Consider the following 18,871-nt stretch of genomic DNA (forward strand, 5'->3'; position numbering starts at 1 on the left):
ATGATAATTTAAGGGCCTCATTTTAGTGGTTTTGTTAATACGCTTACTTTTTGCGTTGCATATCTTTCACCATAAAATAAGATAAATAGCCTAAAAACAGAATTAATAAGCCTATTGCAGTCCACATCCAGCTCTTTTTGATCGATGATGAATCCCTTACCTGCTCCTGATCGGCCTGCATTTTAAACCCCGATACGCCGATGAAAGGCACCGCATTGCTAATGCTGTCATTAAAATAACTCAAATCATATCTTGGTAACAACATATTTTGTTGTCCCGTTTTGATTACGAACCGTTTATCTTTCTCAAGATAGGTAATCAACTCGATATTTTTCTGATAAGCCCTGATGTTTTTTATCAACAATGGTGCGCTGTCCTCATTATCGATAATTAAAAAGAGCTTTTTATATCTATTTTCGCCGGAAAGCTCAATCACCGGTTGTTTTCCGGAAGAAATGATGAAGTTGACCATTCTGTCTTCCAAATAAAGGTTTTTTTTATCCCGGATAAGTGGATTTATTTCTGTTAGCCAGGCATTTCTTCTATAATACCTGAAACCTGCCAGGTTTAATATTATTTTGTCTACCTGGTAATTTGCTTTGAAATCTATTTGTACAATAGTTCGTTGATTTACTTTGTCTGCTCTTACAGTTACCGAGGGGGCAGGTATAGCAGTGTAATGTGCCAATTTTAGGCCCGTCGTATCTTTTAGGTAGATGCTATCAGCAATTTTCCTGATTAGGTAAGCGATCTCTTTATCCTTTTCAAAAATCCTGATGTCTGAAAGGTCGGTATTGTCGGTTTTTGATAGAATTTGAGGGCTTAGTGCAATTTTATAAAACCCATTTGCATTTACCTTTTCCAGGTCGGCCTGCCATTTAAAAGACTGTGCAGGAGCCGCTGTCCAGATGATTAGAAATAAAAAAAAGATAAAGAGCTTAAATTTCATGATCTCCATTTTCTTTTTTAAGGTTCGCGATGTGCTCAACACTCTCAATGTTTTGATTGTTATCGAGCTTTTTGTCGCTGGTTAACAATAGATTTTTCAAACGCTGGTACATAAAAGAAATCACAAGTAATAATATTCCTAGTGATATAAAGGCTGCAATTTTCCCGCCTTCAGACAAACCTCTTAAATCAATAATGAATAATTTAAGTAAAGTAATGGCTAGTATAGTGATAGAGATGATCCTGATATTTTTGGATTTCCATCTCATACCTATATATATACATAAAAAGGCAAAACATCCCCATAAAATTGCGAAACCTGTTTTGTGGTTGCCCTCTAAAATAGAGGCCAGGCTCTTGTCTTTCGAGTATTGCGACATCACTACCAGATGATCAAGTTCGGCACTGGCCACATACAGTACAACAAAGGCAGTGAACCATTGTAGGGCAACTAATCCAGAGTTGGATTTTATACTTTTTTCATTCCTGTAAAGTGTATAGAGCATAAAAGCAATCAATACGACCAGCAGATAATGAAAATAATAGCTTCCCAGGCTGGTGTTGTGCAATTCAAGGTAACCATTTCTCAATAAAATGGTTTCTGAATTAAAGATGAGCGGATAACACAGCAGGCAGACTGCTGCAATTCCACTAACAATATATTTAAACTCTTCAGCATCAATATTACGTATGCAAATGAAGAGAATCGTAACAAAAAGGTAACTGAAACAGCCCAGTGCGAGTATTCTCAGCAAGGGGAAATAATTGTACGCCTGGTAGTTTAATTCAAATGCAATAACCAGGTAGCCGATTACGATTGCTGCAATGGCGAGTATGGTCCTTGAAGTTTTTATTTCCCTGAAAAGGATAGATTTGATTTCGGATTTAAGGAGTCGTGAATACAGTATTATTGCGGCCACGACAACGAATCCGGTTACGAACCCTTTGTTTGCCAAAGGAGTCAAGCGGTTGGTTGTGTTGTAAAGACTGCTTCCATACACATGTTGCCAATCCATCACAAGGCTAATCCCCAATAAAACCAATATAATTAAAGAGGATTGTTTAATCAGTGTGATGCCCGACTTTTGCGATAGCCACAACAGCAATACACTTTCAGCAGCCCAGAACAGTGTAATGTGGTTACCTTTTAATTGTACTGGAGCCGCCAGACTGATAAATGTAAGTACCAGGCCAATCAGCAGGTAAATAAGGTTACGGTCTATTTTATCATTTCTATACAATGCGTAAGCGAAGACTAGGTTTACCAGCCCAAGTGATGCAGTAAACAGCCCCTGGTAGTCCCCTCCGCTAATATTATGCAGGATAAGCATTCCTGCTGAATAATATAAAAAGGTATTGCTTAACAATATCCCGATTTCAAGCGCATTGAAATCTGTTTTCTCCTTGATGTTATTGATGATGTTCATTAACAGAAACACGAGATAAAATAAGGATGCGAAAACCAGTGCTCCCACATAAGGAGGGAATTTATCATTAGTTGCCAATACTTTGGTGCTCAACCATCCTCCAAATAATATAATTGTAAACCCGTAACAAATGATGTTGATGATCGACCATTTTTTGTAATAGGCCAATACCAGCATGCCAATATTTAAAGTTAATATGTAGGTGAATAGTACAATGTAATTACCTTCGCCGGTGCTCACCATAAATGGCGCGCCAAAGCCTCCCAGTATGGCAAAAATAGCGAGTTCTTTCCGGTCATAACTTATTGATAACAATACTGTAAATGCAGTAATCAATATGGTTAAGATAAAAGCAAGGGTTTGACTAAAGAGCTGGTATTCGTGAAAGCCGATAGTTACAGTAAAATAGAGGATGGCTACGCCACCACCTACTAATACGGAACTGAAAGTAGAAAACGATTTGCGGAGTCGATGGGCAAGTCCAACTAAGATGCCGCCACAAATGAAACCAATGCTTACGCGGCCAATCTCATTGATCCAATCTTTATCGATTGCATATTTTAGGAAGAAGCCCATGCCTAAAACAAGGATTACGATACCTATTTTGTTGAACAAGTTCTCTCCAATGAATTTTTCCAGATCGGGGTTTCGTTCACTGAAAGATGAGGTTTTAATCGGAGGTGGCGTTAGAGGTTCTGTTTCAACAACAGCAATCCTTTCAGGTTCAATGATTACAATAGGTGCAACTTCAATTTTTTCTTTTGGTGGTTCAGGAACGAAAGGTTTTACTACTTCCTGTTGAACGATTTGTTCTGCAGGCTTTTCTACGATTGGTTTTTCTACAACTATAGCAGGTTTTTCTACGATACGTTTTTCAACAACTGGAGCAGTTTTTTCTTTTTCGACCAGCTGATTGGATAGCTGTTCAATTTTAAGATATAGAAAATCGAGTTTTTCGGTTATGCTCTTTTTTAATTGGAGTACGACAATAAGAAGTATAACAACGGAAATAAATACAATTGTTTCTAAAAACATAGAGGGCAGAAATTGGTTTCAATTTAAAGGTAATAAAAACCTAAACTAATTGGCCTTTATTTTTTGCTTACTCCACCGGCACCTAAAATTGTTTCTTTAACTTCAGCGTCACCACTGTAATATATATGTCCTGAGCCACTAATAAATGCTTTTATTTTCGTGTTGGCTGTAATGTTAATGGTGCCCTTTCCGCTGATTCTAGCTGAAAGGGCATTTACGATAAGTGTTTTATTGCCAAAGTTACCCGGACCACTAAGCGTAACGCTTGCAACATCTGCTTTGCCGCTAATATTTGCTGTTCCCGACCCACTAATAAGTCCTGTAATCTTATCAGCTTCTACATTGGCCTTAATTGTGCCAGATCCACTTAGGGTTGTTGCAAAATCTGTCGCCGTAATTGTACCATTGACTATAAGGTTGCCATTACCGCTCATGGTTAAACTGCTAATCTGTTTAGCCGTAACATAGGCAACGATTTTTTTATTCTCGTATTTTTTTGCCCAACTCGTCCAGCTGGTTTGTGGCCTGATGATTAGAATATTACTTTTTACCTCGCCAATTAAAGTAGCAATAGCTTCTTTATCGCCCTCGAATCTTAAACTTTCTTTGTCCCCAAATTTAACGATGACCTCAATTGGGCCACCAGCAGCTACGCCATTAAAATTTTTGACTTCTCGTTCGTCAGAAGTCTGTGCAATCTTATTTATGTTTATGGCAGAAAGCGGGGCAGCCTTTATGCTGTTAACCTGTGAAAATAACAGTGATGCTAAGAGTATAGTGGATAGTGATTTCATGCGCTTATTTGTAATTGTGCTCAAAATTAAATGATATTGTGTACTTATAGCTATAAGACGTATGATTTTGCAGAATGTTGCGCGGGATTGCCGAAATTGGATAAAATTAGTACAAATTTACTTGGCGAGTACGCCATCGTGGTGTAAGATGCCATCTCTAATGGCGTTTAATAAGAAAAGATCAACTCTGCAATCCAGGCTTTGTCTACAATGACTGGGATCTTCATCATCTATTTCAATGGTGGCAACACGCACATGTTGCTCGTCAAAAATCTGATAGCGCTCATTTTTGAGCGGCTTAATTGTGTACGAGTGGCCGAGCCCTTGACTATCAGCTGCTTCGATGTTGAATTTTTTCATGACAGAAAAACATTTTGTGTCTGCTCTTAACAAATTGAATTACAGAATGTTTACTGTTTTGGTTTTTTATTAAAAAAAATGTCTGACTAAGTGTGACGCGTAAATAGTGTAAAGGAAATCATTCAGTTAACACCTTAAGTGCTACAGTAGGTGTCAACTGAATGATCTTATATAATTATTTAGCGTGTTGCTCTACCCATTTACGGGCATTTACAAATGCTTCCATCCATGGAGTTACCTCATCTTTACGTCCTTTAGGATAATTTGCCCAGTGCCATTGGAACAATGAACGCTCAATGTGAGGCATCATTACAAGGTGGCGACCAGAGGTATCACACATCATGGCTGTATTGTAATCCGATCCATTAGGACTGGCTGGGTAGCTTTCGTAAGCATATTTAGCTACGATACCGTATTGATCTTCCGAATAAGGCAATTGGAAACGACCTTCTCCATGTGAAACCCAAACACCAAGTGTGCTACCTGCTAATGTAGAAAGCATTACCGAGTTGTTTTCTTGTAGGGTTAACGAGGTGAAAATACTTTCGTGTTTATGACTCTCATTATGCAGCATTTTTGGTTTCTCAGCGTGATCTTTATTGATAAGACCAAGTTCTACAAATAGCTGACAACCGTTGCAAATTCCAATAGATAATGTGTCTGGGCGATTGAAGAAGTTCTCTAAAGCTATTTTAGCTTTTTCATTGTACATAAATGCACCAGCCCATCCTTTGGCCGATCCCAAAACGTCAGAGTTAGAGAAACCACCTACAGCACCAATGAATTGAATGTCTTCCAATGTTTCTCTTCCTGAGATTAAATCGGTCATGTGTACATCCTTCACATCAAAACCTGCAAGATACATGGCATTAGCCACCTCACGCTCTGAGTTACTTCCTTTTTCTCGTAGGATAGCTGCTTTAGGGCGAGGCTTGCTCTGATCAATAACTGGTTTTTTACCGTCAAACTGTGCAGGGAAATTGTATTTTAAAGGTTGGTTTTTATAGTTATCAAAACGCTCTTTAGCTTTAACAGGTCCGCTTTGTTTTTTATCCAGCAAATAAGATGTTTTGAACCATACATCACGTAAGTGATCGATATCAAAGCTTAAAGCCTCAGATGAACCGTTTTTAATTGTTAAAGTTGCCGTAGAAGTTGCTTCACCGATTTTATGGAAAGCAACACCATTTGCTGCAAGTACGGCTTCAACAGTTGGATCAGCCTGGAATACGATACCAATGTTTTCTGCAAAAAGCAATTTGATGCTATCTTGCTCAGCTAATGAAGACAAGTCAAGGTTCGCGCCTAAATCGCGGTCTGCAAAACAAAGTTCTAATAAAGTAGTGATTAAACCACCGCTACCTATATCATGTCCTGCTTGTATTTTTTCTTCAGTAATTAATTGCTGAATGGTGTTAAATGCATTCTTAAGTTGAGCCGAGTCTTTTACATCTGGAGTTTCTTCACCGATTTTGTTTAAAATCTGAGCGAAAGAAGAACCGCCTAATTTATAAGTATCATTAGAAAGGTTGATGTAATAGATGGAACCGCCATTTTTCTGTAACACAGGTTCTACTACCTGAGTAACATTTGAACAGTTGCCTGCTGCGGAGATGATCACTGTTCCAGGAGCAATAACGTCGCCGTCTTTGTATTTTTGCTTCATTGAAAGCGAATCTTTACCTGTTGGGATATTGATTCCAAGACTGATAGCAAAATCAGAACAAGCTTTTACAGCTTCGTATAACCTTGCGTCTTCACCTTCATTTTTACAAGCCCACATCCAGTTGGCTGAAAGCGATACGCTTTTTAATCCGTCTTTTAATGGTGCCCAAACAATGTTTGAAAGCGATTCAGCGATAGCAATGCGACTACCTGCTCCAGCATCTATCAATGCCGAAATCGGCGCATGTCCAATTGAAGTAGCGATACCTTCTTTGCCCTGGAAATCCAATGCCATTACACCACAGTTGTTTAGTGGCAATTGCAAAGGACCTGTACATTGTTGTTTAGCAACACGGCCACCAACACAACGATCAACTTTATTCGTTAACCAATCTTTAGCGGCTACAGCTTCCAGTTGTAATACCTGTTCCAGGTATTCGTTAAGCAAGTTAGCGTCGTAAGTAATTGATTGATATTTTCTGTCGATGGTTTTGTCTTCCATCACAACTTTTGGTGAACTGCCAAACATATCTTTCAATTCAAGATCCATTGGTTTAACACCGGTTGTTGCCGATTCGAAAGTAAAACGGTGATCGCCGGTTACGGTACCAACAGTATACATTGGGGCACGTTCGCGATCTGCAATTTTTTGTAAAGTATCTATGTCTTTTTCACCAATCACCAAGCCCATGCGTTCCTGGGATTCATTACCGATGATTTCTTTTGATGATAGGGTAGGATCGCCTACTGGTAATTTATCCAGATCAATTTTTCCACCTGTTTCTTCAACTAGTTCTGAAAGGCAGTTTAAATGACCCCCAGCACCGTGATCATGTATAGAGACGATACTATTGTGCTCACTCTCCACCATACCACGTACTGCATTGGCTGCTCTTTTCTGCATTTCAGGGTTCGAACGTTGAATAGCATTCAATTCGATACCTGAACCTAAGGCTCCAGTATCGGCTGATGATACCGCTGCACCACCCATACCAATTCTATAGTTTTCGCCACCTAGAACTACAATCTTGTCGCCAGTTGAAGGTTTTTGTTTTTTAGCCTGACTAGCTTTACCATAACCAACACCACCTGCAAGCATGATTACTTTGTCGAATCCTAATTTGCGTGAATCTTCTTCATGTTCAAAAGTCAATACAGATCCTGTGATCAATGGCTGACCGAACTTATTTCCAAAGTCGGTTGCTCCGTTAGAAGCCTTGATCAGGATATCCATTGGTGTTTGGTATAACCATGCTCTTTCCTCAACTCCTTTTTCCCATGGACGGTTTTCCTCTAAACGAGATAGGGCAGTCATATATACTGCAGTACCTGCAAGTGGTAAAGAACCTTGTCCACCAGCCAATCTGTCTCTGATTTCACCACCAGATCCGGTAGCAGCACCATTAAAAGGTTCAACAGTAGTAGGGAAGTTATGTGTTTCGGCTTTAATAGAGATTACAGATTCAAAATCACTTAAAGCGTAATAATCAGGGATGTCAGCACGTTTAGGTGCAAATTGTTGAACTATTGGACCTTTAACAAAGGCTACGTTGTCTTTGTAAGCAGATACAATATCGTTAGGATTTTCTTCTGAAGTTTTACGGATCAGTTTGAATAGTGATGTAGGTTGTTCTACACCATCAATCACAAATTTACCGTTAAAGATTTTATGACGGCAGTGCTCAGAGTTTACTTGCGAAAATCCGAATACTTCCGAATCAGTCAATGGTCTGCCTAAATTTGTGGCTAGGGTATTTAAATAATCTACTTCCTCATCGCTCAATGAAAGACCTTCCTGCTTATTGTAAGCCGCAATGTCAGTAATTTGAAGAATGGGCTCTGGTTGTATATTTATAGTATATATATCCTGATCAAGCTGATTGTATTTTTGAGAAAGCATTGGATCGAAACCTGCAAAGTCTTCTTCTACTTTTTGAAATTCCTCAATACGGATAATGTCTTGGATATCCATGTTTTGAGTGATCTCTACAGCATTTGTGCTCCATGGCGTTACCATTGCAGCGCGCGGACCAACAAAAAAATCAGTCAATGTTTTTTCTTGCTGAAGTTTTGCGCCGCCAAACAGCCATTCTAGTTTCGTAATATCAGTTGTGGATAGGTTTCGTTCTATTTGTAAAGCGAAAACCGTATTGGATGGGCTTAAGAAGAAATAAATCATGCTTTTTTTTTGAAGATGCAAATTTAGCGTTAAAATTTTAAAACAGTGTGATCGTGTGTAATATATCATTCATTTTATTGCAGTATCTGCCTGTTTTGTTAGATTTCTTTAGCTTTGCGATAATCTTTTAGAGAATACGACCAATTATACGACCGCAGAAACCCATGGGGAATGTTTTTAAGTTTAAAAAATTTGAAGTAGACCAGTCCGGTTGTGCTATGAAAATTAATACCGATGGCGTATTACTTGGGGCCATTGCAGAACAGTTAGGGGCTAGGTATATTCTCGATATTGGAACAGGAACTGGGGTGATTGCGATGATGCTGGCACAGCGTTTTGAAAATGCTCAGGTCGATGCGGTTGAAATTGATGAACAGGCTGCACTGGCGGCTAAGGGTAATTTTAGTAACTCGGACTTTGCTGCAAATTGTAATGCATATCATAAAGATATTTCTGCCTTTCAAATAGACCGGAAATATGATCTTGTGGTTTCCAATCCTCCATTTTTTGTAAATGACCTAAAAAATCAAGAACACAGAAAAGGAATTGCCCGGCACGCTGCGTCACAGTTTTTTGAATCTATGGTGGAGCGTGTAGCTGATTTGCTGGACAAGTCGGGAAGTTTTTGGTTTATTTTGCCGATAAAACAGGCTGCGTATATGGTTAAGATCGCTTCAGCTTATGGCTTATCTCCATCTGTAGTGATTCATCTTCATTCGGACGACAGTAAACCTGAATTCAGGTGGATAGTTTGTTTGGATTATGCGGGTAAGGAAACGCTGCATCAAAATTTAAACATTTATGAAATGGAAGGTGTTTATACAGCTGCTTATAAACAGTTGTTAAAAGACTTTTTTCTTGCTTTTTAATCGATTATGAAGAAAATAGGGTTAATGTCGGATACACACGGTTTTTTAGATGATGCCGTTTTTAAACATTTTGATGATTGTGATGAGATCTGGCATGCGGGAGATTTTGGGTCTGATGTAGCAGAGCGACTTGCGGCCTTTAAACCGTTAAGGGGTGTTTACGGAAATATTGACGATAAAGAGATCCGTTCTTTGTATCCAGAGCACCTTCGTTTTAACTGCGAGCAGGTGGATGTCTGGATGACACATATTGGCGGTTATCCGGGTAAGTATGCTCCGCAGGTAAAAAAAGAAATTTACACTAAGCCTCCGATGCTGTTCATCTGCGGACATTCCCATATCTTAAAAGTGATGTATGACAAAAAAATAAATTGTCTGCACATAAATCCCGGTGCAGCTGGTAATTCTGGCTGGCATAGAATAAAAACTTTAATTAGATTTTGTATTTCGGACGAAAAAATACATACCTTAGCCGCCATAGAAATAGGGAATAGATAACGTATAAAATACACTAAGTATATGGCAGGTATAAAAACACTTGGTCAATTCATAATCGAGAAACAGGCTGATTTCTCTTATGCAAAAGGAGAGCTTTCCAGACTGCTGAGAGACATTGGGATTGCTGCCAAGATAGTGAACCGTGAGGTGAACAAAGCTGGTTTGGTAGACATCTTAGGCTCAGCGGGGACGGTGAATATACAGGGTGAAGGGCAGCAAAAATTAGATGTATTTGCGAATACACAGTTTATCAGTGCACTTACTAGTGGTGGCGAATGCTGTATCGTAGCTACAGAAGAAGAGGACGACTTTGTGCCTATTGATTCTCCGGTATCAAAAAATGCCAAGTATATTGTTTGTATTGACCCCTTAGATGGTTCTTCAAATATCGATGTGAACGTTGCTGTTGGGACTATTTTTTCTATTTACAGAAGAAAATCTACCGAGGGGATGGCAACACTATCCGATGTATTGCAAAAAGGTACTCAGCAGGTTGCTGCGGGCTATGTGATTTACGGATCATCTACCATGCTTGTCTATACTACGGGAAAAGGAGTAAACGGTTTTACTTTAGATCCTTCTATTGGTGAGTTTTGCTTGTCACATCCGAATTTGAAAATACCTGAGACTGGAAATATTTATTCTATCAATGAAGGTAACTATGTTCACTTTCCAGAAGGCGTGAAAAAATATATTAAATATGCTCAGGTAGAAGATAAAGCGACTAATCGTCCTTATACTTCAAGGTATATCGGTTCTATGGTAGGCGATATTCACAGAAACCTGATCAAAGGTGGAATTTATATCTATCCAACTACTTCCAGTTCTCCGAATGGAAAACTAAGGTTACTTTATGAATGTAATCCAATGGCTTTTATTGTTGAGCAGGCTGGGGGAGTGGCGTCTGATGGATTCAATAGGATATTAGAAATTGAACCTACAGAATTGCATCAACGTACTTCTATCTTTATTGGATCTTCTCAAATGGTTAAGGTTGCAGAAGATTTGATGGTAGAATATTCTTCGGAGAAAAATAATGCGCCCGTTAACGGTAGCGCTGTGAAGGTTAAAGTTGAATCACTGAACTTAAATGGCAGTGCTGATTAGATAGACTTATAGTAATTAGTTGAAAGGCCTTATCATGTGAAAATGATAAGGCCTTTTATATTATCGCGTGCGGAAGAAGGGAACGAACCCCCTTATTAATTAAAGCAATGAAGGATTATTTCTTTCAGCTTCAAATTCTACATCAATAGTTTGTGTAGCTTTGTTTTTTGAGGCTGCTACTGCAAGTTGATCACAACGTTCGTTTTCTTGATGATTGTTGTGTCCTTTAACCCAAACAAATTTAACGTCGTGTAATTTATATACGTTTAAAAAGCGCATCCAAAGGTCTTTGTTCTTTTTTCCTTTAAAGCCGGTCTTTAACCATCCAAATACCCATTTCTTTTCAACAGAATCAATTACATATTTGGAATCGGAAAATACAGTGACTTGCTGTCCGGGTGTTTTTAAAGCCTGTAGCGCAACAATCACGGCGAGGAGTTCCATTCTGTTATTGGTAGTCATCCTAAAGCCTGCGCTCAACTCTTTATAGTGTTGTCCAGCTCTTAAAATTACGCCATAACCACCTGGTCCGGGGTTTCCACTTGCTGCTCCGTCTGTATATACTTCAATCATATTTGAAACAAATCTACCTTTTTAAGCTTTAAAAGCAATTTATAGGGGGCAATTAATATTTTTATAAAAAATAAAATAGCTGAAATATAATTGGTTAGGAAAAATGTTTGGTATAATCTTTAAAAACATTTGATAAAAATGATTTTAATCGTACTTTTGTAGCGTTGAAAGCAAAACATGGTGGTTTTAGCTCAGTTGGTTAGAGCATCGGTTTGTGGTACCGAGGGTCGTGGGTTCGAGCCCCATATTCCACCCATCACTGGGGAAAAGAGTCATTTAAAGACACTTTTCCCCTTTTTTATGTCTTTGTAATTCCTTGTTTTTCAGGTAGGTTATTGCAGCAACACTGTTGATGTTTGTGGGGATCAAGCGGAATTCTTGGGGGGGAAGAAAATTTAAGCATAGATTTTAGCTAGCCTGAACAAGAAGAAATTAATGTCTCTTACACCTCTGGATGTTGCCCTGAATGCTTTCACTTTAGCGTTAAATGATTCAGCAGAAGCATTTGTAGATCTGTTGATAAAGAAGTTAACGATCGCGAAGCGATGTGCCTCTATTGATCTTGCGACAGTTTTAAAGGCGTCAATACCACTATCTTCCACCTGATTGTACCAAAGTGCCAACTTGGTGAAGGCAATTTCCTTATGTTTACAATCCCTAAAGATATCTCCCAACCTGGTAGACAAAGCATAAGCTTTTTTAATCATTGGATAACGTTCGAAAAGCAATGTTGCTCGATGCTTTTGAGTTTCCGTCCATTTTTTGAAGTGTTTGAATAACAGATATCTACTTCTGGCAAGTAGCTGTTTCAAAGTGTCACCATTTTCCAGTAATTCCGGAATGTAGGCTGTCTTTGTCCGCTTTGCTGTAGCAATAGCTTCATTTTCCCGATCTATCGCTTCCCACCTATATTTGATCCTGGCTTCCTGTACCGCATCATATGCCAACTTCTGGACGTGGAACCGATCAATGACCCTGGAGGCATTTTTGAAACACTTCTTAATGGCAAGGATCATTGCCGGAGCCATATCCATGGTTACCTCCTGAACCCTTTTGCGCATGCGCTCAGGGATTTTTTGCAATACTTTAATGATTTGTTCGGCCTGAGTACCTTTAATCATGGCTACAATACTGCCTTTTCTTCCTTTAGCAGTCTTGTTGGTAACAATCGTGTAGAGTTCACCATTGGAGAGTGCGGTTTCATCAATACCTAAGCTAAGCCCCATGTTCCCAGGGAAAACCAACCATTCATGGGCATGCTCCTTCTGATCCCAATCCTTGAAATCACTGATATGCTCTTTATACTGTTCCTGCAACTGCTTTCCATCAACCTGAAAATAATGACCTAAATGATAGCAGCTAATGGGGTGATTATCCAAATATTCCTTTTAAAAAAAGACCGAATTCCGTTGTCATTCGTGTCCCTTTTCTTACTAAATCCCAGTCCCTGCTGATGATTTTCCCGGTATTCTTGACAGTCCAGCGCCTTCTCTTGATACATAAGGCAACCTTCATTCCACGAATAGGAAAGTCCTGAATGCTAACTTCGGGTAACAACCCTTTGGATTCCAAATCTTCAGCATTATAACCAACCGGGGATATATCTTTCTCTTGAAGATGGATTTTCAGCAACTTAGATTCTTTATCTACTTGGGTTAATTCAAAATACTCCAGAATACCTTCCGGTAAAAATGCGCTGATTAGGGTTTGCTCGGCTTGGTTCAAAATGAAAATTATCGTTTGGTTTACAAGTGCAAAAGAAAGAAATTATTTTCTTCTCCCCAAGAATTCCGCTTGATCCGTTTGTGGTTCGATATCCATGGATCAAGCGGAATTGTTGGGGAAATGAAATCAGGGACAGTTTAATAGAAGATCCTTGGTTTAGATCGCGATCATTTCTCCAGCGTCTTTAATAATCTGTGTAGTTAACCAATCGGAAATCCGGAAATTAGTTTGTTGTATTTTGACAATGTATGGTTTAACTGCTGGAATGATACCGTTAAGCTTTGCGTTAAGTATAACACCAACGGTTCCGGTGATGTTAAGTTCAAGCTTTTTAGCAAATCTCCTAGCTCCTGCATCATCTATAATGAGTAGGTCAGCATGGATTTCTGATGCAAGCGCCATCGCACTGGCCTCACCTATGTCCACAGTTTCAGCATAATTATATAATAAATCACGATTCTGCACGGCTTTTACATCAACCCAATTAGGTAGTCTTTTACCAAATTCAGCAGCTATCTCAGGAGTTGTTATTACTTGTTTGTACAAGGATTGGAGCAAATGCATACCATCTATTTTGTCCAGCGTAATGAAACAGCTGGCATCGGTAATGACAATTTTATCCTGTATGAGCATGCCTAAATGTTTCAAGATCTTCAGCTGCACTTTCGTCCAGGTAGTGCACGTCGTATTTGATTAGGATTTCAGCAAAATCCCATTTTTTCATTTGGCACATTTCAGCGGCTTGTCTTAAAGTAAGCTTACCTGCTTCATATAGCTTGGCTGCAATAAGGCGTGTTGTTTCATCATGCTCTCTCTCAAGGGCATCAGGAACTTGTATGGTCATTGTAGTCATGATATAAAGATACGTATTATTAAAATTTAAAACAAAATGGATGCTGATGATAGAATGGATTTTGATATATTACAAAGGGTAATTATTCTATTTTTGTTTAATTTGCTATCTCAGAATTTCAACAGTGGACAATCTACTATTATACAGGTCTTTATTTAAAGGGCGCGAAGATGTTTATGCTATTCATTGGTCAAGAGGAACTAAAAGTGGTTACATGCCTGCTAAATTATATGATCCTTATATCAGCAAGGTTTATAAAAAAAGTACAAACCCCAATAGTTCAGAGACCGCAAATTATCTTCCTTTGACTGACGATCAGATTCAAAGGCATCTTGAAGGTAGACAGCTAACAGGATTGTATCCACTTTTACAAGACAATACGTCTTGGTTGATAGCGGCAGATTTTGATAAAAATAGTTGGTTGGAAGATTGTAGAAGTTTCATTACTATATGTGCAAGCTACAATATCCCTTCTTACCTGGAACGTTCGCGCAGTGGTAAAGGTGGGCATGTTTGGATATTTTTTAATCAACCATATCCGGCTTTTAAGAGCAGAATAATTGTACTTACTTTATTAGAGAGAGCAGGGATAGTCTCTACTTTTGACAAAAACTCTAGTTTTGACAGATTATTCCCCAATCAAGATAAACATTCAGGTAAAGGATTTGGAAATCTGATTGCCTTACCTTTGTATAAACCTACATTGGAACTTGGGAACAGTTGCTTCATTGAGTCAGAAACAGCTCTCCCTTATAGAAATCAATGGGAGTTTTTAAGCAGCATTCGCCGAATTTCTATTAATGACTTAGACCAAATATTTCTTTCGTTGACCAGTTCTAAAAGTTTAAACGTTATTGAACCAGGCAAGCTTGTAATTAAGTTGTCAAATACTATTGAAATCAATCGAAATGGAATAAGTACTGCCTTGGCATCTTTTCTGAAGGATGAACTTAATTTTTTCAATGCAGACTTTATCATTAAAAAGAATAGCGGTAGGAGTACGTTTGGAACAAAGAGATATTTTAAGTTTATTGAGGAAGTAAATGAATACGCTATCATTCCAAAAGGTTTTATTAGAAAGTTATTGGTTTATTGCATTAAAAATAATATTCAATATCAGCTGGATGATAATCGGAAATTACTTACTCCTTCGGTTTTTTCATTTCATGCTTCTTTAAGGGAATATCAGTTGCCTGCGGTAGAAGTTGCATCTAAAAAGGACATAGGTATAATCGTTGCACCACCTGGTTCTGGAAAGACCGTAGTTGGTCTTAAAATCATTGCGGATAAACAGCAGCCTGCACTAATTGTCGTACATCGTAATCAATTGGCAGACCAATGGGCAGAAAGAATTGAAGCGTTCCTGGGAATTCCAAAGCAGGATATTGGCAGGATAGGACAAGGTAAAACAAAAATAGGGAAACGGGTCACAATTGCGATGATACAAAGCTTGGGCAAAGAATTACAAAAGCCAGGAGCAGACCAACTGGTTCGTGCCTTTGGAATTATTATTGTTGATGAGTGTCACCACATTGCTGCGGAAACATTTAAAAATGCGGTATCACTTTTCCATTCTTACTATTTATATGGTCTTACTGCAACACCCTTTCGGAAAAATAGTGATGACAGATTGATTTCTGTACTTCTGGGAGAGGTCATTTCAGAAATGAAATCTAGCGACAAGGGAGCATCGGAACAACCTGAGATTATTATCAGAAATACAACATTGAATGTAGCGTACAATGCCAAAACAGATCGCTTTGAAACACTATCAAATATACTTATTCATGATTCTGAAAGAAATAAGCTGATTTTAAAGGGCGTAACTTTTCAATTGAGTACGGGAAAACGAGTGGTTATACTCACCGAGAGAAAAGAGCATATTGAAACTTTACACCAATATCTAAAACAATCTTTTGAAACAGTTACATTAAGTGGCGACGATTCGGAATCCAGTCGTAATGCTAAATGGAAGATCTTGAAGACGGGTAATTACCAGGTACTTATTACAACTGGACAATTTTTTGGAGAAGGATCCGACCTTCATAATGCCCAATGTTTATTTTTAGTCTACCCATTTTCTTTCGAAGGTAAACTGATTCAATATATTGGTCGTGTACAGCGTTCTGAACTAACTCCGGTGATTTATGACTACAGGGATATTAAGATTGATTATTTAAATGCGATGTTTCTTAAAAGAAACGTTTACTACAAAAAACTGATACGGCATAGAACATTATTTGACGATGTTATCGAAGTTGATGAAAAGGTAGAACCAGTAGGTGATTTAACAAGTTCTTTTAAAGATCAAATCATTGAACGGAATATTAAAGTTGCAATTGAATCACTTGACTTTTTATATGGCGGGGTTGTCTTTTGTGAATTTATAAAGGAGATAGAACAAGAGGTTTCATTTGGTATTGAGAATCTCCATATGCGCCCGGAATTCGATGTGCTGAAGTCGTACTTTGAGAAATTTTTGAATACAAAAACGATTACGATAACTATCTGTATAGTTATAGAGAAAGGTATTATAGTCGGAAAATCAGCAACATGCGAGGACATGAAAAAATTGAATCGTGAAGTTGTAGACAGCGTGCGTTTTCGTTTTGCTGAAAAGAATCTATTTAAAAAAGGAAATCTTTTAGGTAAGAATGTTGAAATGTTCCAGCTTAGCGCCGGTGATGCTAACCAGACATTATATGAGTCGGGAGAAGAATTATTAAAGGATGTATTGATTAGAGGTAATTATCGGCACAAAATACAGCTAAGATATTTATCAGACTTACATCTTGGAAATGTATTGAAAATAAGATTTGTGTTAAGTCCGTTTGCTTTTGTTTTTCTTCTAGCTGGAAAGGAGCAATATCATATTGTAATGGAGACACTGGATACGGATGAGGCTACTTATATATGGCATACCTCAAAAGAAGTTTCGGAGCTCAAAAATGCGCTTCATAATGTTGATAAAGATCTTAATAAGATTCGAAATGACGGGAGATTTGCATTTTTACAATCAGTACCGATAAATTTCAGCCGCGTTTTACATGATTATTCGGATGAACGAAATGGATTTGTGATCTGGAAAGATGATTTAGAGCAATATCTGACTTAATTAAAATATTTCATCCCTAGTAGTGATGAATTTCAGACGATATAAAATCATTTTCGTGGACTAAAATAGTTTAACTTTTTAGCAGCCTTCCAAGCTCATCCATTTCATCCATTTTTCTTTTTAAATCGGCCAACCGCTTCAAATCAGCAATAAAACGGGTTGAAATTTGTACCATAAATGACCCCAAGTTTTGAAAAGCAGTCTGAAAAGGCTGCTTTTTTTGTATACATCGGTTTTTTCTGCGATGAATCTGGATCAAAAGGATCAATCCCAAAGAACCCACCCGTTAGTTCTAAGTTCAAAGCCTAATGGGGTTAAACCGAAGGAAAGCGTCGATACAAATCGGCTTAGTATCGATACTCGGTTTTTTTGCAGGTTTTATATTATTCCTTTGTGCCTTTAAAGAGTATCATAGCACATGACCAAAAAGGCAATTTCTTTATTTTTTAGCTGTCTGATCAGCGGGCTTACAGTATTTGCCCAAGACAGCCTGAGCGTTGTTAAATGGGACCTGCAGACCTGTCTGGATTATGCAAGAAAAAACAACATTCAAGTGAGCAGCGCGCGGCTCAGCCAGCAAACCAGTCAGCAGGAACTGATTCTTTCCAGAGGCTCTGCTTTACCCAATTTGTATGGTTCAGCTACTCAATATGTCAATCATTATCACAATGATGCGGTTTACGGCTCGGGTAATTATGGACTGAGCTCTTCCTGGACCCTTTACCAGGGCGGGTATATCAAAAGCGATATTCAGCAAAAGAACGTGGCGGTGGAACGAGCCAACCTGAGTATCCTGCAGCAATTAAATGACCTGACCCTGCAGATCACTCAATATTACTTGAATATTTTGCTGGATAAAGAAACCATTATATACCAGCAAAATGTTGTGGCTACTTCACAGGCTCAGGTAGAGCAGGCAAAAAAGCGGTTGCAAGCTGGCAGCATAGCACAAAAGGATGTTGCCCAGCTACTAGCCCAGCTGGCAAACGACAAATACACATTGGTTACCGCCGAAAGTGCCCAACGCCAGGATCTGATCAGCCTGAAACAGCTCCTTCAGCTGAGCGCTACAACTTTCGATGTGATCACACCGGATACCATCATTTCAAAAAAAGCGGTGGATAACCTGCTGAATGTGCAACAAACAGCGCTGAAAGACCGACCAGAGGTGAAAAATGGCGAATTGTATGTTCGATCGGCCGAATTCGCCCTGCAAAAAGCCAATTCAGGTTATCTGCCAACGCTTACCGCTTCCGGCTTTGCCGGTAGTGGTTACCAGGGGGCTGGGAGTGGTTATTTTAACCAGTTGAATAACGGCTTCAACCAGCAGGTTGGCCTTAGTCTATCCATCCCCATTTTTACCCGAAAGGTTAACCAAGTGAACCGGGCGGAAGCAAAGATCAACATTGATCAGGCTAAGTTATCACTAAAAGATACCAAAACGACCCTTGCGCTCACTATCGAAAAGGCTTATATCAATGTGCTCAATTCGCAAAATCAATATGATGCGGCCGCCGAGGCCTTTAGGTACAACCAGGAAACTTACCGGGTCGCTAATGAGCAATTGAAAGTAGGTATTGTTAATATGGTTGACTTTCTACAACAAAAATCCCTGTATACCCAGGCCTTACAACAATATATCCAGGCCAAGTACAACGCGGCGCTTACGATAGAGATCTACGAATTCTACAAAGGCACACCTGTTAAACTTTAACCGCGCACG

15 protein-coding genes and 1 tRNA gene are annotated in these 18,871 nt (G+C 38.8%); 6 read left to right on the forward strand and 10 right to left on the reverse strand.

Translation table 11 applies throughout. The features are described 5' to 3' along the window. Positions 1-43: 43 nt before the first annotated feature. From BLS35_RS07560 to purL, 5 genes are all read right to left on the reverse strand, one after another. Positions 44-949 carry a hypothetical protein gene (locus BLS35_RS07560; protein WP_090779413.1) on the reverse strand — a complete coding sequence of 302 codons (906 nt, stop codon included), beginning with the start codon at positions 947-949 and terminating at the stop codon, positions 44-46. Beyond that, complete coding sequence (locus BLS35_RS07565) at positions 939-3,410, reverse strand: DUF2339 domain-containing protein (protein ID WP_090779415.1); 2,472 nt, start codon at positions 3,408-3,410, stop codon at positions 939-941. The genes BLS35_RS07560 and BLS35_RS07565 overlap by 11 nt, the downstream gene beginning before the upstream one ends. Positions 3,411-3,466: 56 nt before the next feature. Continuing rightward, entirely contained in the window at positions 3,467-4,204 is a 738-nt protein-coding gene (locus tag BLS35_RS07570) for a head GIN domain-containing protein (protein WP_090779417.1), read from the reverse strand. A gap of 117 nt (positions 4,205-4,321) precedes the next feature. Further along, positions 4,322-4,564 carry a hypothetical protein gene (locus tag BLS35_RS07575; protein WP_090779419.1) on the reverse strand — a complete coding sequence of 81 codons (243 nt, stop codon included), beginning with the start codon at positions 4,562-4,564 and terminating at the stop codon, positions 4,322-4,324. A gap of 175 nt (positions 4,565-4,739) precedes the next feature. After that, complete coding sequence (gene purL / locus BLS35_RS07580) at positions 4,740-8,408, reverse strand: phosphoribosylformylglycinamidine synthase (protein ID WP_090779421.1); 3,669 nt, start codon at positions 8,406-8,408, stop codon at positions 4,740-4,742. A gap of 218 nt (positions 8,409-8,626) precedes the next feature. On the opposite strand from purL, the gene BLS35_RS07585 reads away from it, so the two are divergent. Genes BLS35_RS07585 through fbp form a run of 3 tightly spaced genes read left to right on the forward strand, consistent with a single transcriptional unit; the run spans position 8,627 to position 10,882 of the window. Next, positions 8,627-9,277, forward strand: coding sequence for a tRNA1(Val) (adenine(37)-N6)-methyltransferase (locus BLS35_RS07585; RefSeq protein WP_254778731.1), 651 nt, complete (start codon positions 8,627-8,629; stop codon positions 9,275-9,277). Between the two features lie 6 nt (positions 9,278-9,283). Beyond that, a complete protein-coding gene (locus tag BLS35_RS07590) occupies positions 9,284-9,775 on the forward strand; it encodes a metallophosphoesterase family protein (RefSeq protein ID WP_090779425.1) in 492 nt (163 codons plus the stop codon). Between the two features lie 21 nt (positions 9,776-9,796). Further along, on the forward strand, positions 9,797-10,882 hold the full coding sequence (fbp, locus tag BLS35_RS07595; RefSeq protein ID WP_090779428.1) for a class 1 fructose-bisphosphatase: 1,086 nt from the start codon (positions 9,797-9,799) through the stop codon (positions 10,880-10,882). A 99-nt stretch (positions 10,883-10,981) separates the two neighbouring features. Here the strand turns inward: fbp and rnhA are convergent, their stop codons facing one another. Continuing rightward, on the reverse strand, positions 10,982-11,455 hold the full coding sequence (gene rnhA / locus BLS35_RS07600) for a ribonuclease HI (protein WP_090779430.1): 474 nt from the start codon (positions 11,453-11,455) through the stop codon (positions 10,982-10,984). 179 nt (positions 11,456-11,634) lie between these two features. Between rnhA and BLS35_RS07605 the strand changes: the two genes are divergently transcribed. Beyond that, a tRNA-His gene (locus BLS35_RS07605) sits at positions 11,635-11,710 on the forward strand. Between the two features lie 140 nt (positions 11,711-11,850). Here BLS35_RS07605 and BLS35_RS07610 read toward each other — a convergent pair. The 4 genes from BLS35_RS07610 to BLS35_RS07625 all read right to left on the reverse strand — a co-directional run bounded on the left by BLS35_RS07610 (position 11,851) and on the right by BLS35_RS07625 (position 14,033). Continuing rightward, positions 11,851-12,834 (reverse strand): ISAon1 family transposase, encoded by a 984-nt coding sequence (locus BLS35_RS07610; RefSeq protein ID WP_090779432.1) that lies wholly within the window; start codon positions 12,832-12,834, stop codon positions 11,851-11,853. Further along, positions 12,827-13,180, reverse strand: coding sequence for an ISAon1 family transposase N-terminal region protein (locus BLS35_RS07615; RefSeq protein WP_090779434.1), 354 nt, complete (start codon positions 13,178-13,180; stop codon positions 12,827-12,829). The genes BLS35_RS07610 and BLS35_RS07615 overlap by 8 nt, the downstream gene beginning before the upstream one ends. A gap of 156 nt (positions 13,181-13,336) precedes the next feature. Beyond that, positions 13,337-13,813: a PIN domain-containing protein gene (locus BLS35_RS07620; protein WP_090779436.1), complete on the reverse strand. Its 477-nt coding sequence runs from the start codon at positions 13,811-13,813 to the stop codon at positions 13,337-13,339. Then, entirely contained in the window at positions 13,797-14,033 is a 237-nt protein-coding gene (locus BLS35_RS07625) for a UPF0175 family protein (protein ID WP_090779438.1), read from the reverse strand. Before BLS35_RS07625 ends, BLS35_RS07620 begins: the two co-directional genes overlap by 17 nt. A gap of 124 nt (positions 14,034-14,157) precedes the next feature. On the opposite strand from BLS35_RS07625, the gene BLS35_RS07630 reads away from it, so the two are divergent. Then, the gene (locus BLS35_RS07630) at positions 14,158-17,148 is read left to right on the forward strand and encodes a TOTE conflict system archaeo-eukaryotic primase domain-containing protein (protein ID WP_371328239.1); all 2,991 of its coding nucleotides are present in this window, start codon (positions 14,158-14,160) and stop codon (positions 17,146-17,148) included. Positions 17,149-17,566: 418 nt separating this feature from the next. After that, entirely contained in the window at positions 17,567-18,862 is a 1,296-nt protein-coding gene (locus BLS35_RS07635; RefSeq protein ID WP_090779440.1) for a TolC family protein, read from the forward strand. Positions 18,863-18,871 lie beyond the last annotated feature (9 nt).

Origin of the sequence: Pedobacter sp. ok626 (assembly GCF_900100435.1) — a bacterium.
Classification (GTDB): domain Bacteria; phylum Bacteroidota; class Bacteroidia; order Sphingobacteriales; family Sphingobacteriaceae; genus Pedobacter.